The following is a 26723-nucleotide window of genomic DNA, read 5'->3' on the forward strand; positions in this document are numbered from 1 at the left end:
ACAGCAAGGAAATTCTGGATATGGGGGCCCTCTTCATGACTGAATCCAAGCGTGTCGCCGTGGTGACCGGAGCCGGACGGGGAATCGGGCTGGCGATCGTCCGGGCACTGGTTGACGACGGATACACGGTGGTCGCGGCGAGCCGTACCGTCACCGACGCAGTGAAAGACCTGACCCCGGACGCGATCGTGGCCGATCTGAGCAGCCCGGACGAACCGGCGCGGGTCGTTCGGCACGCGCTCGACCAGCATGGCGGCATTGACCTGCTGGTGAACAACGTCGCGGGAACGTCGAACCCACCCGGCGGGTTCCTCGAACTCGACGACGAGGCATGGCTGCACACGTTCAACGTCACGTTCCTGTCGAACGTCCGCGCGACGCGAGCCGCACTGCCGAGTCTGCTCGACCGGCGGGGCGCGGTGGTCAACATCAGTTCGGTGAACGCGAAGGTGCCACAGCCGCGGCTGGTCGCGCAGTCCGCGGTGAAGGCGGCGGTGACGAATCTGGGCAAAGCACTGGCGGAGGAGTTCGGCGGCCGGGGCCTGCGAGTGAACACGATTTCGCCCGGCCCGGTGTGGACCGACCTGTGGACCGCGCCCGGCGGCCCCGGGGACCAGCTCGCCCGGCGCGCGGGTGCCGAACTGGAGGAATTCAAGGACCGATTGCCGGGCATGGTCGGGTTGTCGACCGGCGAGTTCGCCGACCCGGACGAGATCGCGGCGCTGGTGGTGTTCCTGGCCTCCGGAAAGGTGGCGAACATGAGCGGCGCGGATCTGGTGATCGACGGCGGAATGACGAAAACCGTCTGACGCCGAGGACCTAGCCGCCGAATCGCTTCACGTAGTCCTCGACGATCGGCCGTTCCGGGGCGATGATGTCGTCCGGCAATCGGTCCAGCTCGAAGAACTCATACCCGGTGATCTCCGTCCCGTCCACGGCGACCTCGGTGTTCTCGACGGTTGCGGTGAAAGCGGCAGTCACGTTGTGGACCTCGTCGCCATGCGGGTACCGGTAGAAGTACTCCGGGCCGGAGTAGACGCCCAGCAGCTCCAGATCCCGTACCACCAGGCCGATTTCTTCGCGCACCTCGCGGCGGCCAGCGTCCTCGTAGGACTCCCCGGGATCGAGGAATCCGCCGGGCAGGCCCCAGTCCTGGCTTTCCCCCCGGAACACCAGCAGCAGCCTGCCCCGCTCGTCGGCGATCAGCACCGACGTTCCGGGCAGGATCAGCGGGCGCGTGCCGACTAGTTCGCGCAGCTCGGCGATGTAGTTCATCAGCGGTCAGTACCTTCTTGGTCGGTTTCGGCTCCGCCGCGCGGGCGGAAGGCGACGATCGGCAACTGCTGGACCATCCGGTGCCGCGCCGCGTCGGAGCCGTCATAGTGCCAGCCCAGCAGTTTGCTCAGCACGGGGTGCAGGACAGGGCGCAGCAGCAGGTTCCGTCGCTCGTAGTCGGCGATGGCGTCGGCCGCTTCGGGTTCGTCCAGGATCCGGTACTCGGGAGCGAACTTTCGGCGGCCGATCGCGACCTCCGCCGCGGGGGCGGCCTGGATGTTGCGGTACCAGTCCGACGACGGGCCCAACCCCGCGATGGCCAGTACTTCGTCGGTCCGAGGACGGAGGCCGATCACTTCCAGCACGGTCCGGTACTGCCGGCCGGATTTGCGGCCGACGTGCGTGAGGCACAGGAAACGCTTGCCCAGCAACCATCCCAGGTCGCGGTCGTACAGCTTCGCCGGCGCCTTGAAGACCGTGCGCGCTATCGGGTTCACGGTCGGACTCCTTCCCTCGACGAATAGTGCAGGTTCGTGATGAGCGCGGTGGATTTCCCGGTCAAACTCCCGGCCACGAATCGGTCAATTCCGGGCAACCGGGCCAGTTTCAGCGCGAGCCGACGCAGCTGAAGCTGCGGCTTGCTGTCGGGGAGGAACCATCGTGCGCCGTTGCGGGCGACTTGCTGTTTGTCTGCCGCGACGGGACGCCAGAGCCGTTCGTACTCCGCCAATCCTTCTTCGATTGACGACGCTCGGTTCAGTTGATCTGCCAGCACATACGCGCCTCCGATGCCCAGTGACGCGCCCTGTCCGGCCAGCAGCGACACCGCGTACGCCGCGTCCCCGACCAGCGTGACCCGCCCCTTGCTCCACGTTGGCATCTCGATCTGGGCGACCTGGTCGTAGTAGATCTCCTCGGACGGCGGACAGTGCGTCAACGCTTCCGGCACCAACCAGTCCAGCGAACCGTAGGTGTCCAGCAGCGACGCCCGGATGTCGTCCGGCATGGCGGGGTCCGGCGTGCGATGGACGGCGAAGGCGGCGACCGTTCCGGCGCGCAGGCCGTAGAAACCCATCTGCCTGCCAACGGTGTCGGTGAGGCAGAACCGTCCAGCCGCCACTGCTTGGATCTCGGGCGACTTGAACAGGAACGCCGCGGTATGGAAGCCGAGGTAGCGGAGGAACTGCGATTCCTCGCCGAACACCAGCCGCCGGACGGTCGAATGGATTCCGTCGGCCCCGACCAGTAGATCGGCTTCCAGGACCGAACCATCCGAGAGAGTGGCCGCGACTCGGTCGCCGTCGTCCTCTACGGCGACTACGCCGCTGGCGTACCGAAGCTCGACCTCAGCGGGCAGCGTCGCGCGCAATGCCTGTTCCAGATCCGGCCGCAGAACGCTCAGCAACCGGCCGCCGACGGTGCGCGCGAACTGGGCGAACTGGATCTCGGATCGGCGCTTCCCTTGTGCGTCAACGAGAACCGCTTCGGAAACCGGGTACGCCACGTCCTTGATCGCGGGCAGTACTCCCATCGCCTCGGCCGCGTCGTAGCCGGCTCCGAAGAAGTCGATCATGTATCCCTGCGGGCGCGGGCCGGGCGACCGCTCGACCAGCGTCACCTCGTGGCCCAGCGCGGACAGCCGGTTCGCCGCGGCCAGTCCGGCGATGCCAGCGCCGCAGACCAGGATTCTCATCGCATCCCCCTAGGGTTGAGTGACCAGCCCGCGCAGCACGGCAGTGACCGCCGCCGGATCGCCGCCGGGGGCGAGACCTCGGTGCAGCAGCAAGCCGTCGATGGTCGCCACCAGCACCTCCGTGGTCGCGTCCGGTTCGGGGACGCCGCGTTCGGCGAGCCAGCGGCTGACCTGCGCGCGGAACGCCAGGAGCAGTCCCCCGATCTGGTCTCGCAGCTCGTCATCACGCCGCGCCGCCAGGTATGCCTCGACGAACAGCACCGACAGCGGATCCACCCCGGTGTACGGCTCGACCGACCCGAACAGCGCGGTCACCAGGTCAGCCGGGTTCTGCGTCGAGGCCAGCGCCGGGCCGACGCTCTCCAGCACCTCGCGCATCGCGTCGAGGACCGCCTCGCGCAGCAACGCCTGCAGGGACGGGAAGTGGTAGTGCACCACGCTCGACGTCACCCCGGCCCGCTCGGCCAGCACGCGGGTGCTCACCGCGGTCCACCCGCGTTCCGACACCAGCTCCGCCGCCGCTGTCAGCAACCGCTGCCGCGCCTCTTGGCCGCGTGCCGCCGCCGGAGAACTCATTCCGCTCCCATCCTGGTCAACCGCCCTGGTCAGTTGCCCAGGGCAGTCGTACAGGGCGATCGTCCTGTACGACTGCCCTGATCGTAGCGCGGTCCGCTGACCCAGGTAAAGCGAGTGATCGAAGACTCACCTGAAGGCGGGAGACGGCAGCGATGTCCGATCCGTCCTCTACCGTCTGAAGCGGCTCTTTCTGCCCGTCCCCGAAACCGACAGGTCATCCACTGTGCGCTCGCCACTGTCCACTGTGTCCATTCGACGGCCGGCGTGGCTGGCGCCGCGGGTCGCGCGTACCGAGATCCTCGGCGGGCTGGTCGTCGCGCTCGCGTTGATCCCGGAGGCGATCTCGTTCTCCGTGATCGCCGGCGTCGATCCGCGGGTGGGCCTGTGCGCGTCGTTCACCATGGCGGTGGTGATCGCGTTCGTCGGCGGCCGTCCGGCGATGATCTCCGCGGCGACCGGGGCGATCGCCTTGGTGGTCGCGCCGCTGGCCAGGGAACACGGCTTCGGCTATCTCGTCGCGACAGTGGTGCTGGGCGGGCTGTTCCAGATCGTGCTCGGCTCGCTCGGAGTGGCGAAGCTGATGCGTTTCGTGCCGCGCAGCGTGATGGTCGGCTTCGTGAACGCGCTGGCGATCCTGATCTTCCTGGCGCAGGCGCCGGAACTGATCGACGTGCCGTGGCCGGTGTATCCGCTGTTCGCCGGCGGTCTCGCGCTCATGGTGTTCTTCCCGCGCCTGACCAAGGCCGTTCCCGCGCCGCTGGTGTCGATCGTGGTGCTCACCGCGCTGACGATCGCGGCCGGGATCGCCGTGCCGACCGTCGGCGACAAGGGTGCGCTGCCCTCAGCGCTGCCGGTGCCGGGGATCCCGGACGTGCCGTTCACCTTCGGCACGCTCAGTCTGATCGCGCCGTACGCGCTGGCGTTCGCGCTGGTCGGGCTGATGGAATCGCTGATGACCGCCAAACTGGTCGACGACATCACGGACACGCACTCGAACAAGACCCGGGAAGCGGTCGGGCAGGGTGTCGCCAATGTCGTCACCGGGATTTTCGGCGGCATGGGCGGCTGCGCGATGATCGGCCAGACCATGATCAACGTCAAGGTCGCGGGCAGCCGGACCCGGCTGTCGACGTTCCTCGCCGGCGCGTTCTTGATGGTGCTGTGCCTGGTGTTCGGGCCGGTCGTATCGCGGATCCCAATGGCCGCGCTCGTCGCGGTGATGGTGCTGGTCGCGTTCGGCACGTTCGACTGGCATTCGATCGCGCCCGGCACGCTGAAGCGGATGCCGGTCGGCGAGGTCGCCGTGATGGCGGTGACCGTGGGCATCGTGGTGGCGACCAGCAACCTCGCGATCGGAGTCGTAGTCGGGTCGATCACCGCGATGGTGATCTTCGCGCGCCGGGTCGCGCACCTGGTCGAGGTGACCGCGGTGCGCGAGTCCGACAATGTCCGGTACTCGGTGACCGGTGCGCTGTTCTTCGCCTCCAGCAACGATCTCGTCTATCAGTTCGACTACGCCGACGACCCGGATCGAGTAGTCATCGACCTGTCAGCCGCGCACATCTGGGACGCCTCGACCGTCGCCGCACTCGATGCGATCACGACGAAGTACCAGGCGCGCGGGAAGACCGTCGACATCGTCGGACTGAACAAACACAGCGCGGCGATGCACGAGACGCTGTCCGGGGAACTAGCGGCCAACTGAGGTCAGCTCCGCCGCCCGCTCCCGGATCCGAGGCCGGACAGTGAACCCGCTCGGCTTCAACGTCAGCGATTCCACGATCTTCAGCTCGTACGCCGGATCTGCCTCGAAGTCGTAGCGCTGCAACATAATCCCCAACGCCAGCACCGCTTCGTGCAACGCGAACTGGCGGCCGATGCACGCTCGTTCCCCGGTGCCGAACGGCTTGTACGCCTGAGCCGGACGCTTCCGCACCTCCGCCGGTTCGAAGCGATCCGGGTCGAACTTCTCCGGATCCGGCCCCCAGACCGTCGGGTCGCGGTGGAGCATCGGCAGCGGAACGATGATCGAATCGCCCTTGCGCATCCGGTATTTTCCGCCCAGCACCAGGTCTTCGCGGGCCTCCCGCGAGTAGCCGGGCGCGGTCGGCCACAGCCGCATCGCCTCGTCGAGCACGCGCCGGACGTACCGCAGCTTCGCGACATCGCCGAAGCCTGGTTCGCGATCGCCCCACACCGCGTCGACCTCGGCGCGGGCCTTCGCCAGCAGCTCGGGATGCCGCGTCAAGTAGTACAACGCGAACGACAGCGCCCCCGACGTCGTCTCATGACCCGCGACCACGAAAGTGATGGCCTGGTTGCGAATGTTCACCGGGTCGAGCTTCTCCCCAGTCATCGGGTGCCCGTCGGTGAGCATCAACCCGAGCAGGTCGCGAGCCTCGCCACCCTCGCGGCGACGGCTCTCGATGACCTCGTCGACCAGATTCGTCATAGTCGTGATGTCAGCCTGATTCTGCCCGGCCGACCCGGCCAGCGCCCGCCGCACGAACGGAAGCTTGACGTTGTCCAGCTGCGCGAACCGCAACGCACGGATCATCGCAGTGACGAACGGATGCGGTTCGGCCCGCTCGAACGACCCGAACCGGTACCCGAACCCGGCGAGACCGATCGTCTCGAGCGTCAACCGAGTCATGTCGGCCGCGACGTCGACCGGCCCAGTCGCGCGGTCCCATGACGCAGTCAACTCGCGGGCGACCTCGAGCATCATCGAGTGATAACGGCGCATGGCCTCGGCGGAAAACGCTGGCTGCAGAATGTCGTGCGCCAGCCGCCAGTTGGGCTCGCGCGTGTGCGCGGTGAACAACCCGTCGCCGACGACCCCGCGCAACCGCTCGACGCCGAGGCCGACGTGCTTGCCGAACCTCGACTCGTCGTTCAGCTCGGTGACCAGGTCGAGCCCGCAGGCGAACACGATGTCCAGTCCGAAGAACTTGCGGGTGAAAATCGGCCCGAGCCCCGCGCCGGCGCGCATGGTGCTCTGCAACGGCGTGCGCACATTGGTCCCGAGCAGGTCCCCGAGCACCGGCAACCGACCCGGCCGGTGCGGAATCGCGGTGGTGTCCACAGTTCGCTCCCTACTGAACCCACATCCAATAGGGTCACCTTCCCCCGCTACTGAACCGGTGTCAAGTAAGCTGGGACGATGCGGACGCGCCTGACCACCGAACAGCGGCGCGAACAGCTGCTGACCATCGGCGCAGGCCTGTTCGCGGGACGCCCGTACGACGAGGTGTGGATCGAAGAGGTAGCCGAAATCGCCGGCGTCTCGCGTGGCTTGCTGTACCACTACTTCCCCACGAAGAAAGACTTCTTCGCCGCGATCGTCCGCGGGCAACGCGACCAGCTGCTGGCGATGAGCGAACCCGACCCCGCCTTGCCAGTGGCCGAGCAGCTGCGCGCCGGGCTGGAGGTGTACCTGGAATTCGCCCGCACGCATCCGGACGGCTACCGCATCGTGCACCGCAGCGCCGGTGACGCGGATCGGGAAATCCGGGAGATCTGCGAAGCCGGGATGGCAGCGAACGCGGAGCGGATTTTGGCAGCGGTGGGCTTGCTGCGACCGGTCACCGCCACTACGCAGCTGGCGGTTCGGGGGTGGCTTTCGTTTGTCGCGACGCTGATTCTGGACTGGCTGGACGAGCCGAAGATCAGCACGGAGGAGCTGCGGGACCTCTGCGCACGAACTCTTTTCGCTGCGGTTGACGTGGATCCCGACACGATCTGATGCGCGGGGATGCTCCCTTCCCCGCGTCCGTGAGGGGAACCTTCACGGACTCAGAGTCCCTCAGGGTTCCCCTCACGGACGCCCGCCCTCGCCCAGGCCCTCCGACCTGGGCAAACCGCACCCGCAACGCCGCCTCAAGCCCCCGAGATTGGGGCAGTGGTCCGTGAAGGACTCCTTGGGGGAATCTGATTCCCTCAAGGAGTCCTTCACGACCCGCCCGCCGCCGCGATGCGCCCCAATGTGGCATTCGGTGCGTGTAACGCACCCAATGTGGCGTTCGGTGCATCACATGCACCCAACGCCACATTGGGGCGCTAACCCCAACCCGCCAACCGCAGCCAACGCACCCCACCAAACCAAACACCCACCCCACCCCCAACCCCGATACGAAGCCAAAAACACGGCGCGGGGGTGCTTGTCAAGGCATCTTTCCCGCCTTGACAAGCACCCCCGCGCCGTAGTGACAATGAAACTTCGGGGTGGTGGCCCCTCGCAGGACGCAATGTCGCCGCCAGGCGACGAGCCGACAGCCTCAGAGAGTCACCACAACCTCATCCCCCACCACCCGAACCGGAACCCCCCGCAACCCCACCCGACCATCAGCCGGATGCCGCCCAGTCAAGATATCGAACTCAAACCCATGCCAAGGACAAACAATATTCCGATCAGCCGGATGAAACGCAGGACCAGCACTCTTCCGATCCTCCCGAACCGGCTGAATAGTCCGAGGCATGATCTTCCCCTGGCAAACCGGCCCGCCCTGATGCGGGCACACGTTATGCCAAGCCCGCACCTCCCCAGCATGGAAGTAAAGCCCCACTTCCAGCCCGTCAACCTCCACCACGATCCGTTCGCGCGCCTGGAGATCCGCCAGCCGAGCAACAACGACATCCCGCTGCACAGCGCTCATTCGGCCCTCCGATACCAGATCGCCATGTCGAAAAGGTTCACATCCGCGGCATCCAGCAACGCAGTCACCAGAACAACAGTCTCCGTCGCAGTAAGCGCATCCTCACGAATCGGCCACGCGATCTTCCCCACCCGATCAGTCTTGGCAGAGAACAGCCGAGCCGCCGCGTACAACAGATCCGCGATTTCTTCGTCAGCGACCGCAGCAGCCCGGTCCTCCGAGACAATCCCAGTCGTCAGCTCACCCAACCGGGAAACCAGCGAAGTCAGTTCAGAGGTCGCCATCACGAAACCCCAGGACGATCATGGAGCACACTGCGCGCAGCGGGCTTCCGGCGGTCAGTGGGCAGATTGAAGACGCGAGCCGCGTTGAGACCGAGAATGTTCCGCTTAGCCTGCTCAGATAAAAACGGCAGCCGCGTAATAGTCGAAGGCGCGTCCCAGTCCCAATGCGGCCAATCCGAAGAGTACAACAACTGCGTCTCCGCGTTGAACGCCTTCATCCCGGCCTCCAGCAACTCCATGCTGGTCCGCTCCATAGGCTGACTCGTATACCACATGTCCTTCATGTACTCACTAGGCAACCGATTCAACCCAGGAGCCTCGCTAGGCCGCATCAACACCTCATGATCAAGCCGCTGCATGAGGAACGGAATCCAAGCCAGCCCGCTCTCGACCCACACCATCTTCAGCCGAGGGAACCGCTCCGGCATCGCGTTGATGATCCAGTTAGTCACATGAATCTGATTGTAATGCGTAAAAGACAACGCATGCATCGACAGGAACCGGTTCAACTGGGCAAAAGAAGGGTCGCCCCAGTGGTACCCAGAGTGGAACGCGAGCGGCTTCCCGCTGTCCTCGATCAGCTTGTACAGCCGAGTATAGACATCCGAGTGGACCGGATTGTTACGCGTCGAACAAACCGTATACCCGATGATCCCGTCATCATCGGCATACTTCTCGACCAGCTCTTCGCAAACCTCCGGCGTGTTGTACGGCAAGTACAACATCCCCTTGAGCCGATCATCCTGCGGCAGAACAACTTCAGTCAGCCACCGGTTGAAAGCCCGCCCCAGCACGACCTCGACTTCATCCTGCGGATGCATGCCCAACAGCAGCATCGCACTGGGAAACACGACCTGGTAGTCCAACCCCATCGCGTCCATGCCGCGCCGAGCAGCGGCAACGAACGGATGCCCGGACACTCCGTCAAGCGGCTCCTTGCGCCCCTGATGCCCGATCCGTCCGCCGACGCTCTGATGCGACATACCAGGCTGGATGTTCAGCAACGCGTTGTTCCCAGCGAACTTGCCGAACTGGTCCATCCCGATCTGCCGCCACACATCGTTGTCGATGAGCTCCAGCACCTCGCCCCAGAAATGATCCTCCGAGACGTGCGCGTCGATGTCGACGATGAAGTAGTCGTCGTACTCCCGCTCGGCCTGTTTGGTCGCGTGGGCGAGGACGTCCCGAGTGTCGGTGCGCCCGCCGATCTCGGCGAGTTCCCGGATCCGAGGCCCGTCGGAACGCGGCGTATTCAAGGGCACGGATTCTTCCCTTCGTCCGGCGTCAGCGGGGCGCGACGGCGGCATCGGTCATCGTGGTCAGGTAGTCGTCGTCAGCGGGAGCCGCGTTCTCATGCGGAATGACGACAGCACGGTCCGGGCTCACCGCGAAAGCGTGTTCCTCCCCAGCGGTCGGGACGGATTCCGCGGACAGCTCAGCCGTTTCGGTCCGCACCCGCATCGGGAGACCGTCCGAACGCACAAGAAGGTTGACGGCACTGCCGAGATAAGTAGTGCGCTCAACGGTTCCCTGGAACCGGCCCAAACCAGAACCGTCCGAAGACAACCGGGCATGCGCCGCACGGAACGCAATATCAGCCCGGTCTCCCGCGGAAACATCCCCGGTCGTGATCCCGGAGAAGACCAGCGAAGTGTCATCCACCCGCACCTCAGCGGTCTTCCCGTGCACACCGGTGACGGTCCCGGGAAGGATGTTCTGAAATCCCATAAAGTCCGCGACATAAGCCGAATTCGGCCGGTCGTACAGGTCGCTCGGCGTACCGGACTGGACGATCACGCCCTCGCTCATCACGATGATCCGGTCGGACAGCGTGATCGCTTCCTCCTGGTCGTGCGTCACGTAGACCGACGTCGTCTCGAACCGGTTGTGCAGCGAGCGCACCTGCTGGCCCATCTGGTACCGCAGCTTGCTGTCCAAATTGGACAGCGGCTCGTCGTAGAAGATGATCCCCGGCCGAGCGGCCAGCGCACGAGCGAGTGCCACGCGCTGCTGCTGACCGCCCGACAGAGCGGTGACCGGACGCTTCCCGAGGTCGGAAAGGCCAACCGCGTCAAGCATTTCCTGTACCCGTTGTGCCCGCTCCCGGCCAGGCATCCGCGCGACCTTCAGCGGGTACGCGACGTTGTCCGTGACGTTCAGGTGCGGCCAAAGCGCATAGCTCTGGAACACCATCCCGACGCGGCGTTTGTCCGCGGGCACGAACGTGCGCCGCGCGGTGTCGACGACGACCCGGTCGCCCATGACGATCCGGCCCGAGGTCGGCCGCTCCAGCCCGGCCAGGCAGCGCAACGTCGTCGTCTTGCCGCAGCCCGAGGGGCCGAGCAGCGTCACGAACTGCCCGGACTCGATCGTCAGATCCAGTTCGTGCAGCGCCGCCTTCGCGCCGTACTTCTTGGTGAGTCCGGATACCTGGACCTCGGTCATCGTGACCTGCGCTTTCTCTTCGGCCGGGAGGCGAGGCGTTACTTCTTGAAGGCCTGGGTGATGAAGTCGAAGTAGGGCTTGTTGAACGCGGGGTCCGGGTTCGAGAACGGCAGCCGCGGCAGCTTGTCCAGCGACGGCAGCCCCGCCGGGCCGGGCGCGGTCGGCGTGCGGCCGTAGGAGTTGTCCTTCTCCGCCAAGGCTTTCTGGCCTTCCGGCGAGTACAGCCAGTTGACGTACAGCTGCGCGGCGTCGGAATCCGGCGCGTCCTTGATCAAGCACAGCGCGGAGCGCGCCATGTAGTTTCCGCCGTCCTCCAGCGGGAACACCATGCCGATCGGCGCGCCCTTCTGCTTCTGCGCCTCGAAGTAGCCCTGGTACACGGCGATGCCGACCGGGAACCGGCCGCTGGCGACATCGGTGGGCACCATCGGCTCGGACTGCGAGATCTGCAGGTCCTGCGCGGCCAGCTTCTCCAGGTAGGAGCGGCCCCACTTCTTCTCGTTCTCGGGCAGCATCAGCGATTCGAGGATGTACCGGATACCGCCGGGCACGGTCATGTCGCCGACCGCGATCTTGCCCTTCCACTTCGGGTCGAGCAGGTCGTGCCAGTTCTTCGGCGCGTCCTGCTTCTGCACCTGGTCGGTGTTGTAGACGAACCCGAAGTAGCGCAACGCGAAGTAGGTGAGCCTGCCGTCGTTGTCGGTCGGGACCTTGAACCCGGGATCCGCGGTGCGCACGTCCGCGGGCGTGCAGATGTTCGGCTTCGCGGCCGCCTGCGGAGATTCACCGCCGACGTAGACGTCCGCGATCCGGTTTCCGCTCTGCGCCTCGGTGTCCAGCTTGGTGAGGATCTGCGCGTCGGCCTGGTCCTGCGGGAGCAGCTTGATCCCGGGGAAGCGCTTCGTGAACACGTCATTCAGCGCCTGGTTCGCGGTCACCCCGGGCCCGTACAGCACGAGCTGGGTGTGGTTGGCCGAGAAAGCCTTGTCGTACAGCTCGTTCATGTACTTGTTGGCCGAGGCGGAGGCTCCGGGGACCTCGATCGGCGTGCTCGACTTGGTCGCGCCCGCGGACGCACAGGCGGTGAGCGCGGCGAGCAGGCCGGCGGTGAGCGCCAGCGCCGGTGCGCGCAGTTTCGTACGGGAGAACTTCATTGTTCTTCCTCTCGGGTCAGGGGGTGAGACGGGAGAGCGGACCTGCGGAACGGTCGCGGCCGAGGATCCGGCCGCCGAGCTTGACGGACACCGCGGCGAGCGCCAGCACGACGAACGCGGCGATCAGGATGATCATGAACAGCGCCGCGCCCCGGGACATCTCGCCGGTGAGGAACTGCTGGAACGCGGTCAGCGACACGGGTTCCAGGCCGGGCGGGGCCAGCAGCATCGGCACGGCGAGGTTGCCCGAGATGAACAGCGCGGAGAGGAACCAGCCGGCCAGGAAGCTCGGGATGACCAGACGCAGCACGATGGTCACCAGCACCCGGCCCGCGCTCGCGCCGGACATCCGGCCCGCCTCCTCCAACTCGGGCGACAGCTGGGCCAGCGCGCCCTCGGCGATCCGGCTGGAGACCGGGATCGTCGCGACGACCAGCACGAGCGTCATCAGGAACGCCGAACCGTAGAGCCCGCGGAAGGCCGGGAGGTAGAGCACGGCGAACATGTAGGCGAGACCGAGGACGACGCCGGGCAGCGCCCACGGGATCCAGACGGCGAACGAGGTGTAGCTCCGCAGAAATCCCCGGCGCCGCGCGGTGACGTAGGTGGTGAGCAGCGCGATCGCGATCGAGCCGAAGCCGCCGATGACCGCGAGCCACGCGGTGAGCGCCAGGCTCGAGCTGAACTGCGGGTCGGTGAGCATCGTGACGTAGTTGTCCAGCGTCAGCCCGGTGCTCATCACCCCGAAGATCGGCTGGAGGCTGCCGAGCACCATCGCGAACAGCGGCAGCAGGAAGTTCAGCAGCACCACCACGACGATCAGCGCGGACAGCACCCAGCGGACCGGGCCCAGCTCCTGCGGATCGCGACGCGACGTCTTGCCGGTGAGCGTGGTGAAGCTGCGGCCGCGCAGCATCCAGCGCTGGGCGAGGAACAGCAGCAGCACCAGCAGGATCAACACGAGCGACAGCGCGAACGCCTTGGTGTATTCGGCTGGCGCCTCATCGCGGACGTAGTGGTAGATCTGCGTCGAGAAGACGTAGATGCCCGCCTGGCGCCCGATCAGCTGCGGTCCGTCGAACGACTGGAACACCAGCACCGCGATCAGCAGGGCCGCGCCGGTGATCGCCGGGCCGACCGACGGGATGGTGATGGTGAAGAACGTCCGCACCGTTCCCGCGCCGCTGATCGCCGCGGCCTCGTCGAGCGACTGGTCGCGGTTCTTGAACGCGCCGAGCAGCAGCAGGTACGCGAACGGCATGTAGCCGAGCGACGTCAGCAGGATCAGCCCGCCCCAGCCCTGGATGTTGATCAGCGGCCCGTGCGTGCCGAGCGCCCGGCCGAACTGGTTGAGCAGGCCGTTCTGCGCGTTGCCGAGCATGATCCAGCCGAGGGTGTGGAACAGCGGCGGGACGAACAGGTTGATCACCATGATCGGCGTGAGCAGCTTGCGGCCGGGCACGTTGGTGTTGGCCGCGATCCAGGCGAACAGCCCGCCGCCCGCCACCGAGATCGTGCCGCACACGACGACCAGCACGATCGAGTTCCACAGCGTGTGCCAGGTTTCCGGGGCCTCGAACGCCGCGAGCAGGCCGCTCATGGTGAACGGCATGTTGTCCGAGGGCAGCCCGTCGCGGAAGGCGCCGAGCACGATCATCGCCACCGGATAGACGAAAATCAGCGTGAGCCCGGCGAGCAGGGTCGCTTTGAGCACACCGCCGGTCACCGAGCGGCGCATCGATGCCCGCCGGTCGTGCTCGAATAGGCGCTCGGTCACTGCACCGTTCCTTCCTGCGAGCGATCGGTTACCCGCCGCGTGAACGAACCGCTCCGTCCGTCCTGCCGGTTAGCGTAAGAACTCGGGTGCGGCGGCTCATCGAGCGGCTCTCCGAAGTCCTCCCGGTTTCCTCCGACACGGTGTCGGAGGAAACCGCTGATCAGACAAGAGCGGCGAGCACCGCGTCGTTTTCCTCGGGCAGCCCGATCGTCACGCGCGCCCCGCCCGCCTTCGGGAACGGCCGGGCGAGCACGCCGCGAGCCTCCAAACGGGACAGAAGATCGGCCGCGTCCCCAGGCAGGAAAAGGAAATTCGCCTGGCTCGGCACATACGCGACGTTCGCCGCCTTCAACGCCGCCTCGACGCGAGCGCGCTCGGAGACGATGACGGCGGTCCTTTCCTTCGCCACAGCCAATCCTTCCGCGCTCAACGCCGCGATGACCGCCGCCTCGGCCACGCTGTTGAGCGCGAACCCGACGGACGTGCGGCGCAGCGCTTCCGCGATCCGCGGCGCCGCAGCGGCATAACCGACGCGGATTCCCGCCAAACCGTGCGCTTTGGACAGTGTCCGCAGCAGCACGAGATTCTCGAACTCGTCGAGCAACCCGACAGTCGCGTCCAGCGGTTCGGCGGACACGAACTCGCGGTACGCCTCGTCGACAACAACCAGCACGCTCGACGGCACGCTTTTCAGGAAGTCGCGGATATCCTCGACCCCGCGGAACCCGCCAGTCGGGTTGTTGGGATTGCAGAGGTAGACAATGCGGGTTTCCGGGCCGACCGCGGCGAGCATCGCGTCGAGGTCCATCGCGCCGTTCGCGTCGAGACCGACCTCTGTGGACTCCGCGCCGGCGAGCGAAAGCGCCGCCGCATACGCCTCAAAGGACGGTGCCGGGCGCACACCGTGCACGCCGGGTTCACAGACGAGCCGGGCGAGCGCGTGCAGCAGAGTGCCGGAACCGTTGTCGATCGCGATGCGCCCCGCGTCCAGCCCCATCGCCTCCGCGACGGCGGCACGTGCCGCGGTGCGGTGGTAATCGGGGTAACGGTGGGCATTCCGCGCCGCCTCGGTCATCGCGGCGACGATGACGTCAGCGGGCGCCCACGGCATTTCGTTCTGTGACAAGCGGATCGGCGGCTGCGCACCGCGGGACGAGCGATCGGGGGCGGCGAGCACGCGGTCGACCACACTGCGGAGCTCCAGCAGCATGCATCCTCCTCAAGCCGGACGATTAACTGTAATGAATATACATAATTCTGAGCGCGTGTACATCCATCAGTTCTCCGGCTTGCGAAGATCAGGAAGGCCGGGCCGCCACCGCGGGACGGCGATGCCGCGAAATCGCCGACTCCGCGAGCTTGTGGTCACGCCGCACGACCGCCTCGGCGAAGTCGAGGTGCGTCCGCAACCGCTCCTGCGTGGTCGGTGCGGTGACCCCCTCGAGCCGCGCGGCGATGATGTAATCGACCAGATTCGTATACAGACTGCGCAAAAGCTCGTTCGGCGACACCTGCGCGATCCGCGCGTGCAGCGCCCAGATCGCCATCGGAGCCTCCGCGGAATCCCAGGCCGCCTTCAACGTCTCGGCACACGCTGAGATGTCAGCGATGTCCTCGTCGCTCGCGTTCTCGACCGCGTCGTGCAGCACCGAACCGTCGAGCGAGTCCAGGACGCGCAGACAGTTCTCCACCGTCGCCTTCCCCTCGCGCAACTGCAGCAGCTGATCGCTCAGGTGCGTAAACGGCGAACGCGTCGCAACGAAGATCCCACCGCCCGGTCCAGGCTTCGCGTCGACGATGCCACGGGCGCGCAGCAACTGAATCGCCTCGCTCAGCGTCGCCGGCGCAACCCCGAAGCGCGCCATCAACTCCTGACGGCGCCCGACGAAATGCCCAGCGCTCCAGCCCTCCGAGACGATCTCGTCCTCGAGCGCGCGAGCAACCTGGACGGCGGCAGCGGTGTTCGTGATCTGCGGCAAGGATCCTCCGAAGTTCTCGGTCCGGTGACGTCGCCGACGCGGGTCACGCGTAGTGACAGATTAGAGGCGCACCGGAACCTGGAACACCCGGCATCGTCTATATTGATTGTAGACATTAGACGCTGGGGTCACCAGCGCGGCACGCACCGTTGCCCTTAAGGAGCCCCATGCCGGTTTCCGCCTCGATCCTCGCCGCTTCCGCCGCCCTCCAGTCCGACCTGGTCGCCCTCCGCCGCGCCCTCCACGCCCGCCCCGAAGCCGGGTTCGCCCTGCCCCACACCCAGCGAGCGGTCTTGAGCGCGATGGCCTCACTCGACCTGGAAGCAACGTCCGGCCCGCACGATTTCACGTCAATCGTCGCAGTCCTGCGCGGCGCGCGGCCTGGACCGTCGGTTCTCCTGCGCGCGGACATGGACGCGCTGCGCGTTACGGAAGAGACCGGACTGCCGTTCTCCTCGCAAACTCCCGGTTTGATGCACGCCTGCGGACACGACCTGCACACCGCCGCGCTCGTCGGCGCGGCAAAGCTCTTGAGCGCCCACCGAGACGAGATCGCCGGCTCGGTGGTGTTCATGTTCGAACCAGGCGAGGAAGCAGGCGGCGGCGCACAACGGTTAATCGAGGAGGGAGTGCTTTCAGACGTCGAGGCGGCTTACGGCATCCACGTCCTCCCCGGCCAATCCGGCGTATTCACGACCCGCCCCGGTTCAGTCATGGCGGGGGCGAGCAGCCTGACCGTACGCGTGCTCGGCCGAAGCGGACACGGTTCGCGCCCCCATCAGGCAGTGGACCCGGTTCCCGCTGCAGCACAGATCATTTCGGCACTGCACACCTATGTGACCCGGCGGTTTCCGGTGTTCGATCCGGTGGTGCTGTCGGTGACCAAAATGCAAGCGAGCGAGATCATCAACGCCATCCCCGACGAGGCAACCCTCGGCGCGACGATTCGCGCGCTGTCCGCGGAAAGCGTGGACATTCTGGCCCGCGAACTACCGTCACTGGCAGACGGGATCGCGTCGGCGTTCGGTTGCCGCGCGGAGACAGAGTTCCGGTCGGTCTACCCAGTCACCACGAACGACCCGAAGGCAGCGGCACATGCGTTGACCGTTCTCGGTGATCTGTTCGGCACGGAACGGGTTGTCCCGCTGGAGCACCCGGTGATGGCTTCGGAGAGCTTTTCCGCGGTGCTGAACGAGGTCCCCGGCGCGTTCATTTTCCTGGGCACCACCCCGGACGGGATCGACCCAGATGCGGCGGAGATGAACCATTCCCCACGCGCGGTCTTCGACGACAGTGTCCTCGGCGACCAGGCCGCTGCCCTGGCAGCACTCGCGCTCAGCCACGTCCGCCGTCCGTGAGGGGAACCCTGAGGGACTCTGATTCCCGCAGGGTTCCCCTCACGACCCACCGCCGCCTGTGAGGGGCCCCTTCACGGAATCAGATTCCCTCAAGGAGCCCTTCACAGCCCACCCCCACCCGCTTGCCCACCCGCTTGCCCTACCCGCTTGCCCTACCCGCTTGCCCACCCGCTTGCCCACCCGTTCGTCCGCTCGTCCGCTCGTCCGCTCGTTCGCTCGCCGCCTCGATGCGCCCCAACGCCACATTCGGTGCATCCCACGCACCCAACGCGGTATTCGGTGCGTCACATGCACCCAACGCCACATTCGGTGCATCCCACGCACCCAACGCGGTATTCGGTGCGTCACATGCACCCAACGCCACATTCGGTGCATCCCACGCACCCAATGTGGCATTCGGTGCGTCACATGCACCCAATGCCACATTGGGGCGCAAGCCCCGCCCCACCGCGAACCGCAGCCAACGCACCCACCCAGCAAAGCACCCACCCCACCCCCAACCCCGATACGAAGCCTTCTCTGCGGTTCGGGGGTGCTTGTCAAGGCATCTTTCCCGCCTTGACAAGCACCCCCGAACCGTCAGCACAATCAAACTTCGGGGTGGTGGCCCCCACCCCGAACGCAATGTCGCCGCCAGGCGACGAGCCGACAGCGATCAGTGCTTCTCGTGAATCAACGGCCAAGGCGAAGGAAACACATCCACCGGCACCTTCACTACAGCCGGACGCCGAGCCGCAATAGCCGCGGAAACATGCTTCTCAACCGCAGCAGCATCCTCAGCAAGCGCAAAATCCAACCCGAACGCCCGAGTAAGCAGCTCGAAATCAGGATTAGTCAGATCCGACCCAATGAACCGACCACCATAGGTATCCCGCTGAATCCGCCACACATTCCCAAACCGCGAGTCCTCGAACAACACGGTCACCAACGGAATCCCGTACTTCTTAGCCGTAGCGAACTCCTGCAGAGACCAGCCGATCCCACCGTCGCCAGTCACCGCGACTACCGGACGTCCACCCGCTCCCACCGCGGCACCGAGCGCGGTCGGCATCGCGTAGCCAAGCGTCCCCTGATAACCCGGCCACACATAAGACCGCGGCGCCTGCACGGGAAAACCGTACGTCGAGACGTACCCGATCTGCGTCAACTCGTTGACATAAACCCCGTCCTCCGGCAACGCGGCACGAATCGCGTCGACGAACTCCATCTGCGGCCCGGCCTGCTTCCGGATCCGGACTCCGCAATCCTCCCGAAGCCGAACCAGCTCAACCCCCCAGGAAGCACGAGGCGAGAGCCGTTCGACCAACGCCTCCAACACCGCCACCGCATCAGCATTAACCGCAAGATCCGGCCGTCGAGGCGGACGAAGATCAGCCGCATCGATATTGACCAACGCAAGCCTGGCGTCACCAATATTCAGCTGCTGCCCGAACGGCGTCAGGAACCGGCTCCCGAACGAAACCACCAGATCCGCCGTAGACCGCAGCTCCCACAGGGCGAACGCGGGCAACGCATGCGGATCCCGAGCGTCAATCGCCCCGCGCCCGTTCTCGCTCATCACCACCGGCGCGTCCAGCAACTCAGCAAGCCGAGCCAACAGCTTGAACGCCCGAGGATCCCGCATCCCGCCGCCAGCATGAATCACCGGCCGCTCGGCAGCCCCCAGCAACCGGGCAAGCTCAGCGACATCCCGCTCCGGCGCCTCCGGCTCCCGAACCCCAAACGGCTCCCCCGGCTTAAGATCCGCAACCGCGTGAAGCAAATCCGGCCCCAGCTCCAGCGCAACCGGACGCGGTCGCCCAGTCCGCATCTGCCGGAATCCCTCGTGCACGAGATCCGGAATTTCCTCAACCCGCTTAGGCCGGGCAGACCACTTGGTCAGGCCCTGAACCGTGTCAGTCTGCCGAGGAATCTCATGCAGCGCCCCAAGCCCAGACCCGACCAGCGGCGAAGGAATCGTCCCCGCCAGCAGCATCACCTGCGACGAGCAGGCATACGCCGTCGCCATCCCAGCCCCAGCGTTCAGCACACCGGGCCCCGGCACCACCATCGCCACACCCGGCCGTCCGGAAGCGCGGTAATAGCCGTCCGCCATGTAACTGGTCGCCTGCTCGTGCCGCGGAACCACGAGCTCCAGCTCGTCGCGCTTGCGGTACATGCCGTCAGTGAGCCCGTCCAGCTGGACTCCGGGAATGCCGAAGACCGTGTCGACGCCCTCGCTGATGAGCGCCCTGGCGAGCGCGTCACCGCCTGTCATCTGTGCCATGCGGATCCCTCTCGTCAAATGTCTATAATGAATATAGATCAAATCTCGGGCAGCTGGCAACGGAAGAGGCGAGCATGACTCTCGAAGGACAGGTGCAGGCCTACGCGGACCGGCTCGGCAGGCCGATCATCGTGTTCGACGTCGACTTCACGGTGATCGCGTTCAGCGTGCACGACCAGGACGTCGACCACGCCCGGCTGGCGATCATCCTGTCCCACAAAGGATCTTCGCGCGCCCGCGAGTCCATCCGGGAGTACCGGGTCGGCCAGGCACCGGACCCGGTCCGGATTCCGCCGCTCGACGGCGGGCAGTCCCGGCTGGTCGCGCCGGTCCGGCACGAGGGGCGGCTCGTCGGCTACCTGTCCTCGACGATCCCCGAGGACGACGACTCCGCCTACGAGGACGACGACGAGTTGCGCGACCGCCGCGCACAGATCGGCTTGCTGCTGGCCGCCATGGCGCTCGGCAACCGAGAGGACGAGGACCGCGCGCGACGTCTGCTCGCCGCGCTCCTCGAAGGCAACGACGACCAGCGCGTCCGGGCCGCCGACGAGCTGCTCGCGAGCGGCCTGCTCTCCCCCGTCCCGCACTACACGGTGATCTCGATCGCGACCCCGCCCCGAGCCGAGCCCAGCTCGGCAACGCTCCGGCTCGTGCTGGACCGCGCGTTGTCGAGCATTCCCGTCTTCCCGACCCTGAAGGCGGTCGGCGCGGTGCTCGGCAGCGAAGCGATCTTGCTGGTGCCGTACGAGATCGACACCGAGCGACTGTCGGCTCTCCTTGCCCAGCCTGCCTTTTCCGGCCTGCACGCCGGGGCCGGCGGAGCGCACGCGCCGCTGTCCGGAGTGCACCGCTCGCTGCGGGAAGCCCGGATCGCCTTGCGCGGCGGCGACACCGGCTGCGTGACCCACTGGTCGGAGCTGGGATTGGACCGGCTGCTGCTGCAACTCCCGCTAGAGGACGTCGACATCGCGGATCTCCCCGATGCCGTACGACGGTTGCTCGACGCGCAGTCCGGACCGGATCTCGCACAGACCCTCGAGACCTACCTCGACTGCGGCTGCGACGCCCAGCGCACCGCACTGACCCTGCACGTCCACCGCAGCACCCTCTACTACCGGCTGGATCGCGTGCGCGCGGTCGCCGACGTCGATCTCGCCGACGGGAAAGTACGCCGGGAACTCCACACCGGCCTGCGGATCGCGACGCTCGCCGGTCTTCGCTAGCCCCATCGCCCCCAATTGACTATATTCAATGTGAACTTTTACGGAAGGGTCCCGCATGAACGCACTGCTGACCACCGTCTCGGTCGCCGACGACCGCGGGCGGCCGATCCTCGACGCCGCGACCCGGGAAGTCGTCGGCCACGCACCGGTGCACACGGTCGACCAGCTGAACGCCGCGATCGCCGCTGCCGCGACGGCTCAGCCGGCATGGGCCGCGCTGGGGCACGCTGAACGTTCACGAATCCTGCACGCCATCGCCGACGACATCGACGCGCACGCCGAAGAACTCGGCGAGATCATCACTGCTGAGCAAGGCAAAGCCGGCGGCGCTGGCGAGGCGCACGGTGCCGCGTACTGGCTCCGGTCCGCCGCGGACACGGTGCTCGAACCGCAGACCCTGCCGGACGGAGCGGAACAGCACTACGTTCCCCTCGGCGTCGTCGCGTCGATCGGCCCGTGGAACTTCCCGGTGATGATCGCGGTGTGGCACGTCGCGCCGGCGTTGCGCATGGGAAACACGGTGGTGCTCAAGCCTTCCGAGAACACGCCGCTGAGCGTGCTCGCGCTCGCGGAGATCTTCCGCCGCCACCTCCCCGCGGACGTGCTGACCGCGGTCTCCGGGGATCGCGAGGTCGGCGCCGCGCTGGCCGCGCATCCGCGGATCGCCAAGATCGTGTTCACCGGCTCGACCGCGACCGGACGCCGGATCGTCGAAAGCTCGGCGGGCAACCTCGCGCGGCTCACCCTGGAGCTGGGCGGGAACGACGCCGCGATCGTGCTTCCCGGCACGGACGTCGACGCGGTCGCGGACAAGCTGTTCTGGGCGGCTTTCATGAACACCGGCCAGGTGTGCGCCGCGCTCAAACGGCTCTATGTGCACGAGACGATCTACGACGACGTCGTCTCCGCACTGGCCGAACGCGCCGAAAAGGCGCCGATGGGGCCAGGACAGGACAAGGCGAACCGGCTCGGGCCGGTGCAGAATCCCGCGCAGTTCGAGATCGTTTCCCGGCTGGTGGAAGAAGCCCGGGCGCGCGGGGCCCGGATCGTCACCGGCGGCCTGCCTGCCGCGGAACTGGGGCCGCTGTTCTACCGGCCGACGATCATCGCGGACGTCGAGGACGGCGCCGCGGTAGTGGACGAGGAGCAGTTCGGTCCGGTGCTGCCGGTGCTCCGGTACTCCACTGTGGACGACGCCGTACGTCGGGCCAACGGCACTGATCAGGGGCTGGGAGCTTCGGTGTGGGGCCCCGACGCTGACGAAACCGACGCGGTGGCGCAGCGGATGGAGGCGGGCACCGTGTGGATCAACCAGCACGGCGGCGTCGATCCGGCGATTCCCTTTGGCGGGACCAAATCGTCCGGATACGGGCTGGAGTTCGGCGTCGAAGGCCTGAAAGCCATGGCGGCCAGCAAAATCATCCGCCGCTGAAACCAGCGAAGGCCTCCTCGAGGGATTTCCCCGAGGAGGCCTTCGCGGTGGGCCGGAGGGTCAAGCGCCGCGAAGCTTTTCCCACAACTCGGCCGCGGCCGCCCGGTCGGGCGGAGCACCTCGCCAGACCACCGTCTGGTCCTGCCGCACCAGCGTGATCGGGCAAAGATATTCATCCGGCAGCGCGTCGACTTCAACCACGGCGAATGGGACTCCTCGGCCTGCCGCTTCAACGGACAGCGCTGAGGTATCTACACCGCGCCCGGCTATTGCGGTGTAACCGGGTGAGAAATGTTCGTACAGCGAGGATCCGTCCGCCAGCGTGAAATGCGGGGCACGGCAACCGGGCACAGTGGACGGTGTGTAGCTGCCCATCGTGTAACCGGGCGCTTCCTCGCCGTCGTAGGCGATGATCGGGGAATCATGGTACGCATAGCCGTAATTCAAACCAGCGGCGGCGAACTGCGGCTCATTCAGCTCCCGCACAGCGGCACCGAACGACACACGCGCGGCTTCGCCCTCCGGAGTCTCGTCTTCCAAGGCGGCGGGAAGTCCCGGCCGCGCGAGTTTCCGCTGGTGGTTCATCGCGAAGTGCGACACCTGTTCGGTGATCGGCCGCCGCTCGGCTTCGTAGGCGTCCAGGATCCCTTCCTCGGCCCAGCCGCCGAGATGCGCGCCGAGCAGCCAGGTCAGGTTGAGCACGTCCGCGATGCCCGCGTTCATCCCGAATCCGGCGAATGGCACCCACAGGTGCGAAGCGTCTCCGGCCAGGAACACCCGCCGGTCGCGGAACCGGTCGGCGAGCAGCCGGCGCGCGATCCAGTCCTCTTTGGACACGACGTCGTACTCGAACGCCTCGTCCACGCCCAGAATCGCGCGAATTGCCGCGTCCCGGTCGACGACCTCCTCCGCCGAGGAAAGGTACGTGTGCACGAGGAAGGTTTCGCGGCCGTCGATCGCGTACACGTGGCCGACGCGGCGGGCGTTGAACGTGTAGTAACCCCACGCCCGCGGTTCGTCGGCGGACATCAGCGAGTACAGCTTCGGCGCGCGGATGCAGGTGGACTGCACGTGCTGGAGCACCGGATCGCCGCTGAGCTTCGCGCCGATCTGCTTGCGCGCCGCCGAACGGCCGCCGTCCGCGCCGATGAAGTACCGAGCGCGCAGAGTCCGTTCACCCGAGTCGTCGGACACTACTGCCGACACCGACGAAGCGTCCTGCTCGACCGAATGGAACCGGGTGCGGTTGAGCAGGGTCACGCCGGGCGCGGCGGCGGCGTTCCGGGCGAGGATCGGTTCCAGGAAAGTCTGGTTGATCCGGTGCGGCGGTTCCGGCGTCGCCCAGCTCGTGTCGGGGCCGACGCGCGAGGTGTACCGGTCGCCGCTCGCCGGGATCGGGATGCGCGACAGTTCCCGTCCGGTCAGCGAGGTCCGGAACGCGACGTCCTGCGGATAGTCGCGCGGCAGACCGGAGGCGCGCACCTCAGTCGCGATCCCGAGCCGACGGAAGCTCTCCATGGTGCGCGAGGCGACGTGATTGCACTTGACGTTCGGCGGTTCGAGAAACTCCCGTTCCTCGACGACGATCACCGACACGCCGCGGCTGCTCAGGTCGAGGGCGGCGACGAGACCGACCGGACCTGCCCCGACAATGAGGACGTCTGCGTCCATGGTTTCTCCGTTCAGCACGGCATTCCTTGCGCCACCACGCCAAGGTGCTCAGTCATCAACCGACGGGCGGCATCCTCGTCACGGTCCTCAATGGCCTGAAGGATGCGGCGGTGCGCATCGACGGCCCGAGAAGCCCGCTCAGCGTTGGTATGCACGGCATACACGCTTTCCCGCGGCCGGTTGAGCGCGCCGACCGACGCGGCGATCGCCGGGTTTCCGCTGAGCAAACCAAGCCGGGCATGGAATTCCAGCGACAACGGGTTGTACCGGCTGGCGTCGTGGACGTGCTTCTCCGACTCCTCGACCAGCGCACGCAATTGCGCGACCTGGTCGTCGGCGGCAGCACGTGCGGCGAGCGCGGCTGCGGCGGGTTCGACCGCGTGCTGCGCTTCCAGGAGTTGTTCGGTTCGCATGCCGTGCAAATGCAGCTGAATCGAAAGTGAATCGGCGATCCGGCCGATGTCCGCCTCGGCTTCTTCCGCTGTGTTGAGTTCGCGATATTCGCCGGACCAGTACAGCAACGGCTGCCCGGTCCCGCCGCCCGCCGACACGACTTCGCCGACGAGGATGATGTGGTCGCCGCCGCCGAGCATCGTGTGCACGGTGCAGTCGAACCAGCTCAACGCGCCGGTGACCACCGGGGCACCGGTAGCCTCGGTGTGCGTCTCGACCTCGTCGAACCGCTCTTTGCTCCGGCCGCGCCCACGGCGGGCGAAGCACGCGGAAACCTCCTGCTGATGGCGGCCGAGCACGTTGATCGCGAAGACCCCGCTCGCGCGGATCTCTTCGAGGATCGGGCTGTGCGAATTGATCGACACCGTCACCAAAAGCGGGTTCAGCGAAAGGGAAACGAACGAGGTCGCGGTGATTCCGTAAAGGTGCCCGTCGAGCGCGGTAGTCACTACTGTGACACCTGAAGCGAATCGTCCGGCTGCCTGGCGGAAGCTGTCGATCCGCTGCTGGTCGGAGGTCATCGTGGTCACCTCGCTCCGTCCGGACCGCCGAGATGGCGGAAGTCGTAGACGTCCAAAGTGGTCTCACCGGCGCGCAGACGGTCCAGATAGGACTCTTCCTTCTCCGCGCGGGCCCGGGACGCGGCCAAGACACGGTCGTACTCGTCCGCCGGGAACACGACGATCCCGTCCCGATCGGCCACGACGATGTCACCGCGGTGAACCACCCTGCCGCGCAACGTGATCGGGCGGCCCACCGTTCCCGGCCAGTTCTTGATCGTGCCGCGGATCGAGATCGCCGTGCTGAACGCCGGGAACCCGAGCGACGCGAGCTGCTGAGTGTCGCGGACGCCGCCGTCGATGACCAGGCCGAGGATGCCGCGCGCTTGCGCCGCGACCGCCATCACCTCACCCCAGTACCCGAACGGCGCGCCACCTGCGTCAACCACAAGAACGTCGCCGGGGCCAGCAGCCTCGATCCCGTGGTGCAGCGCCAGATTGTCCCCGATCTGCGCGGACACCGGCATCGCGCGGCCGACGATCTGCGCGCCGTCCCAGGCTGGCCGGAACGCGGCGTCCAGGAAGCAGTCGAGACCGGACGCCTCGTACAGCGTGGCCGTGCCGAGCGTCAGCAGTTCCTTGGTGTCTTCGGCCAACGTGGTCATGCGTCCGCCCGCTGCAGATCGTGGTAGCCGTACTTCGCGCGGGCTTCGGCGATCGTCGCGCCGCCGAGAGCAGCGGCGAGGATCGCTTCTTCGCGCGTCTGGATCATCTCGGCGACCTCCAGTACGTCGTCCTCACAGTCGCGCGGAATCGCGACCGCGCCGTCCGAGTCGCCGAGCAGGATGTCCCCGTGGCGGATGGTCACGCCGCCGATCGTCACCGGTCCGCGCTCCTCGGCCACCTCGACCCGGTCCTTGCCGGTGCGCATGAAGCGGCCGCGGCTGTAGATCGGATAGCCGATGGAAAGCGCGCGATGCGTGTCGCGGCAGACACCCTCAATGACCGTGCCGGAGATGCCACGCTGGTGCGCTACCGCGGTCAGGATGTCGCCCCAGACCGTGCAGTCGAGGCGGCCGTCGTTGTCGAGCACGATCACCTGACCAGGCTCGACCTGGTCGATGAAGTCGCCGACCGTGCCAGCCGGGACCTGCGCGCTGACATACCGCACGGTGAACGCGCGGCCGATCATGCGCTGTCCGTCCGCGAGCGGGGCGAGGCCGAGCAGGCTGCCGGGGCGCTTGAGCTTGTCGAGGGCGTCGGAGACCGTCGCGGTGCCGAGCCCGGCGAACCGGTCGAGGAGAGACATCAGCGCTGCTCCACAGTGACTGAGGGGAATTGGGAATCGTGCATGACCTCTTGCACGTCACGGCCGGACCGGACGGCCTCCGCCATCCGGGCTTCACGCTCGGCGATCCGCTTCGCGAGGCCGATGACGCGGTCGGCATCTCCGGCGGAGACGAAGACGACGCCATTGACATCCGCGAGCACAAAGTCTTGCGGGGCAACGGAGATACCAGCGATCTGGATGCGCTCGTCCATCGCGGCCTGCACGATGCGGCCGCGCGCGCTGACCGGAACTGCCGTGCGGGCGAACACCGGGAGCTTCAGCGCCTCGCTCTCCTGGACGTCGCGGCAGGCTCCGTCCACGATCACGCCAGCCACGCCGCGCCGGACCGCGGCCTCGGCGAGCAGGCCACCCCAGCAGGAGACGTCCGTGCGGCCGTGGTTGTCGATCACCACGACGTCGTCCGGTTCGGTGATCGCGACCAGCGGGGTGGCGATGTGCGTCGCCGGTCCAGCGGTCGCTTTGGGAGCGGCCGTGACCGTGCGCACGCGACCGGCCAGGACGGTGCCCGTGGGCCACATCGGCTTCAGTGCGGTAACCGCGCCGGGCAAGCCCAGCGTATCGAGCGCGTCGGAAACCGCGCAGCTGTCGAGGCCGCGCAGTGCGGTGATGATCTCTTCGGGAGACATGG

Annotated in this window: 25 protein-coding genes; 6 read left to right on the top strand and 19 right to left on the bottom strand. The window is 66.8% G+C overall.

Annotated elements, in window-relative coordinates; genetic code table 11:
- The first annotated feature begins 35 nt into the window (after nucleotides 1–35).
- Complete coding sequence (locus ACFORO_RS20820) at nucleotides 36–809, top strand: SDR family NAD(P)-dependent oxidoreductase (RefSeq protein WP_377871463.1); 774 nt, start codon at nucleotides 36–38, stop codon at nucleotides 807–809.
- A gap of 10 nt (nucleotides 810–819) precedes the next feature.
- Here ACFORO_RS20820 and ACFORO_RS20825 read toward each other — a convergent pair whose 3' ends face one another.
- Genes ACFORO_RS20825 through ACFORO_RS20840 form a run of 4 tightly spaced genes read right to left on the bottom strand, consistent with a single transcriptional unit; the run spans nucleotide 820 to nucleotide 3544 of the window.
- Entirely contained in the window at nucleotides 820–1275 is a 456-nt protein-coding gene (locus ACFORO_RS20825) for an NUDIX hydrolase (protein ID WP_354750620.1), read from the bottom strand.
- A complete protein-coding gene (locus ACFORO_RS20830) occupies nucleotides 1275–1772 on the bottom strand; it encodes a nitroreductase family deazaflavin-dependent oxidoreductase (protein ID WP_377871464.1) in 498 nt (165 codons plus the stop codon). The genes ACFORO_RS20825 and ACFORO_RS20830 overlap by 1 nt, the downstream gene beginning before the upstream one ends.
- Complete coding sequence (locus ACFORO_RS20835; protein ID WP_377871466.1) at nucleotides 1769–2968, bottom strand: FAD-dependent monooxygenase; 1200 nt, start codon at nucleotides 2966–2968, stop codon at nucleotides 1769–1771. Before ACFORO_RS20835 ends, ACFORO_RS20830 begins: the two co-directional genes overlap by 4 nt.
- A gap of 9 nt (nucleotides 2969–2977) precedes the next feature.
- Nucleotides 2978–3544 carry a TetR/AcrR family transcriptional regulator gene (locus ACFORO_RS20840; protein WP_377871467.1) on the bottom strand — a complete coding sequence of 189 codons (567 nt, stop codon included), beginning with the start codon at nucleotides 3542–3544 and terminating at the stop codon, nucleotides 2978–2980.
- A 235-nt stretch (nucleotides 3545–3779) separates the two neighbouring features.
- On the opposite strand from ACFORO_RS20840, the gene ACFORO_RS20845 reads away from it, so the two are divergent.
- On the top strand, nucleotides 3780–5249 hold the full coding sequence (locus ACFORO_RS20845; protein ID WP_446681603.1) for a SulP family inorganic anion transporter: 1470 nt from the start codon (nucleotides 3780–3782) through the stop codon (nucleotides 5247–5249).
- On the opposite strand, the gene ACFORO_RS20850 is transcribed toward ACFORO_RS20845, so the two are convergent.
- Nucleotides 5235–6629 carry a cytochrome P450 gene (locus ACFORO_RS20850; RefSeq protein WP_377871468.1) on the bottom strand — a complete coding sequence of 465 codons (1395 nt, stop codon included), beginning with the start codon at nucleotides 6627–6629 and terminating at the stop codon, nucleotides 5235–5237. The genes ACFORO_RS20845 and ACFORO_RS20850 overlap by 15 nt on opposite strands.
- A 78-nt stretch (nucleotides 6630–6707) precedes the next feature.
- Between ACFORO_RS20850 and ACFORO_RS20855 the strand changes: the two genes are divergently transcribed.
- Nucleotides 6708–7289, top strand: coding sequence for a TetR/AcrR family transcriptional regulator (locus ACFORO_RS20855; protein ID WP_354750614.1), 582 nt, complete (start codon nucleotides 6708–6710; stop codon nucleotides 7287–7289).
- Nucleotides 7290–7821: 532 nt separating this feature from the next.
- Here ACFORO_RS20855 and ACFORO_RS20860 read toward each other — a convergent pair.
- From ACFORO_RS20860 to ACFORO_RS20895, 8 genes are all read right to left on the bottom strand, one after another.
- Nucleotides 7822–8199 (bottom strand): Rieske (2Fe-2S) protein, encoded by a 378-nt coding sequence (locus ACFORO_RS20860; protein WP_354751150.1) that lies wholly within the window; start codon nucleotides 8197–8199, stop codon nucleotides 7822–7824.
- A complete protein-coding gene (locus ACFORO_RS20865; RefSeq protein ID WP_354751149.1) occupies nucleotides 8196–8483 on the bottom strand; it encodes a hypothetical protein in 288 nt (95 codons plus the stop codon). The genes ACFORO_RS20860 and ACFORO_RS20865 overlap by 4 nt, the downstream gene beginning before the upstream one ends.
- On the bottom strand, nucleotides 8483–9745 hold the full coding sequence (locus ACFORO_RS20870) for an amidohydrolase family protein (RefSeq protein ID WP_354751148.1): 1263 nt from the start codon (nucleotides 9743–9745) through the stop codon (nucleotides 8483–8485). The genes ACFORO_RS20865 and ACFORO_RS20870 overlap by 1 nt, the downstream gene beginning before the upstream one ends.
- A 22-nt stretch (nucleotides 9746–9767) precedes the next feature.
- Nucleotides 9768–10928: an ABC transporter ATP-binding protein gene (locus ACFORO_RS20875; protein WP_377871469.1), complete on the bottom strand. Its 1161-nt coding sequence runs from the start codon at nucleotides 10926–10928 to the stop codon at nucleotides 9768–9770.
- 38 nt (nucleotides 10929–10966) lie between these two features.
- Nucleotides 10967–12082 carry an ABC transporter substrate-binding protein gene (locus tag ACFORO_RS20880; RefSeq protein ID WP_377871471.1) on the bottom strand — a complete coding sequence of 372 codons (1116 nt, stop codon included), beginning with the start codon at nucleotides 12080–12082 and terminating at the stop codon, nucleotides 10967–10969.
- A 16-nt stretch (nucleotides 12083–12098) separates the two neighbouring features.
- The gene (locus ACFORO_RS20885; protein ID WP_377871472.1) at nucleotides 12099–13859 is read right to left on the bottom strand and encodes an ABC transporter permease; all 1761 of its coding nucleotides are present in this window, start codon (nucleotides 13857–13859) and stop codon (nucleotides 12099–12101) included.
- A gap of 160 nt (nucleotides 13860–14019) precedes the next feature.
- Nucleotides 14020–15069, bottom strand: coding sequence for a pyridoxal phosphate-dependent aminotransferase (locus ACFORO_RS20890; RefSeq protein WP_377871473.1), 1050 nt, complete (start codon nucleotides 15067–15069; stop codon nucleotides 14020–14022).
- Between the two features lie 88 nt (nucleotides 15070–15157).
- Nucleotides 15158–15838, bottom strand: coding sequence for a FadR/GntR family transcriptional regulator (locus tag ACFORO_RS20895; RefSeq protein WP_354751143.1), 681 nt, complete (start codon nucleotides 15836–15838; stop codon nucleotides 15158–15160).
- Between the two features lie 167 nt (nucleotides 15839–16005).
- On the opposite strand from ACFORO_RS20895, the gene ACFORO_RS20900 reads away from it, so the two are divergent.
- Entirely contained in the window at nucleotides 16006–17196 is a 1191-nt protein-coding gene (locus ACFORO_RS20900) for a M20 metallopeptidase family protein (protein ID WP_377871474.1), read from the top strand.
- A 655-nt stretch (nucleotides 17197–17851) separates the two neighbouring features.
- Here the strand turns inward: ACFORO_RS20900 and ACFORO_RS20905 are convergent.
- Nucleotides 17852–19504 carry a thiamine pyrophosphate-binding protein gene (locus ACFORO_RS20905; protein ID WP_377896616.1) on the bottom strand — a complete coding sequence of 551 codons (1653 nt, stop codon included), beginning with the start codon at nucleotides 19502–19504 and terminating at the stop codon, nucleotides 17852–17854.
- 32 nt (nucleotides 19505–19536) lie between these two features.
- On the opposite strand from ACFORO_RS20905, the gene ACFORO_RS20910 reads away from it, so the two are divergent.
- Complete coding sequence (locus ACFORO_RS20910) at nucleotides 19537–20688, top strand: PucR family transcriptional regulator (RefSeq protein ID WP_377873803.1); 1152 nt, start codon at nucleotides 19537–19539, stop codon at nucleotides 20686–20688.
- Nucleotides 20689–20743: 55 nt separating this feature from the next.
- The gene (locus ACFORO_RS20915; protein ID WP_377873804.1) at nucleotides 20744–22120 is read left to right on the top strand and encodes an aldehyde dehydrogenase family protein; all 1377 of its coding nucleotides are present in this window, start codon (nucleotides 20744–20746) and stop codon (nucleotides 22118–22120) included.
- A 60-nt stretch (nucleotides 22121–22180) separates the two neighbouring features.
- On the opposite strand, the gene ACFORO_RS20920 is transcribed toward ACFORO_RS20915, so the two are convergent.
- The 5 genes from ACFORO_RS20920 to ACFORO_RS20940 are packed head-to-tail and all read right to left on the bottom strand — an operon-like array spanning nucleotide 22181 to nucleotide 26721.
- On the bottom strand, nucleotides 22181–23791 hold the full coding sequence (locus tag ACFORO_RS20920) for an FAD-dependent monooxygenase (protein WP_377873805.1): 1611 nt from the start codon (nucleotides 23789–23791) through the stop codon (nucleotides 22181–22183).
- 11 nt (nucleotides 23792–23802) lie between these two features.
- Nucleotides 23803–24765 carry a flavin reductase gene (locus ACFORO_RS20925; protein WP_377873806.1) on the bottom strand — a complete coding sequence of 321 codons (963 nt, stop codon included), beginning with the start codon at nucleotides 24763–24765 and terminating at the stop codon, nucleotides 23803–23805.
- A gap of 5 nt (nucleotides 24766–24770) precedes the next feature.
- Nucleotides 24771–25409 (bottom strand): 4-carboxy-4-hydroxy-2-oxoadipate aldolase/oxaloacetate decarboxylase, encoded by a 639-nt coding sequence (locus ACFORO_RS20930; protein ID WP_377873807.1) that lies wholly within the window; start codon nucleotides 25407–25409, stop codon nucleotides 24771–24773.
- Nucleotides 25406–26053, bottom strand: coding sequence for an RraA family protein (locus tag ACFORO_RS20935; protein ID WP_377873808.1), 648 nt, complete (start codon nucleotides 26051–26053; stop codon nucleotides 25406–25408). The genes ACFORO_RS20930 and ACFORO_RS20935 overlap by 4 nt, the downstream gene beginning before the upstream one ends.
- Nucleotides 26053–26721 carry an RraA family protein gene (locus ACFORO_RS20940; RefSeq protein ID WP_354740514.1) on the bottom strand — a complete coding sequence of 223 codons (669 nt, stop codon included), beginning with the start codon at nucleotides 26719–26721 and terminating at the stop codon, nucleotides 26053–26055. Before ACFORO_RS20940 ends, ACFORO_RS20935 begins: the two co-directional genes overlap by 1 nt.
- Nucleotides 26722–26723 lie beyond the last annotated feature (2 nt).

The sequence above is a fragment of the Amycolatopsis halotolerans genome (assembly GCF_042647905.1).
Taxonomy (GTDB): domain Bacteria; phylum Actinomycetota; class Actinomycetes; order Mycobacteriales; family Pseudonocardiaceae; genus Amycolatopsis; species Amycolatopsis halotolerans.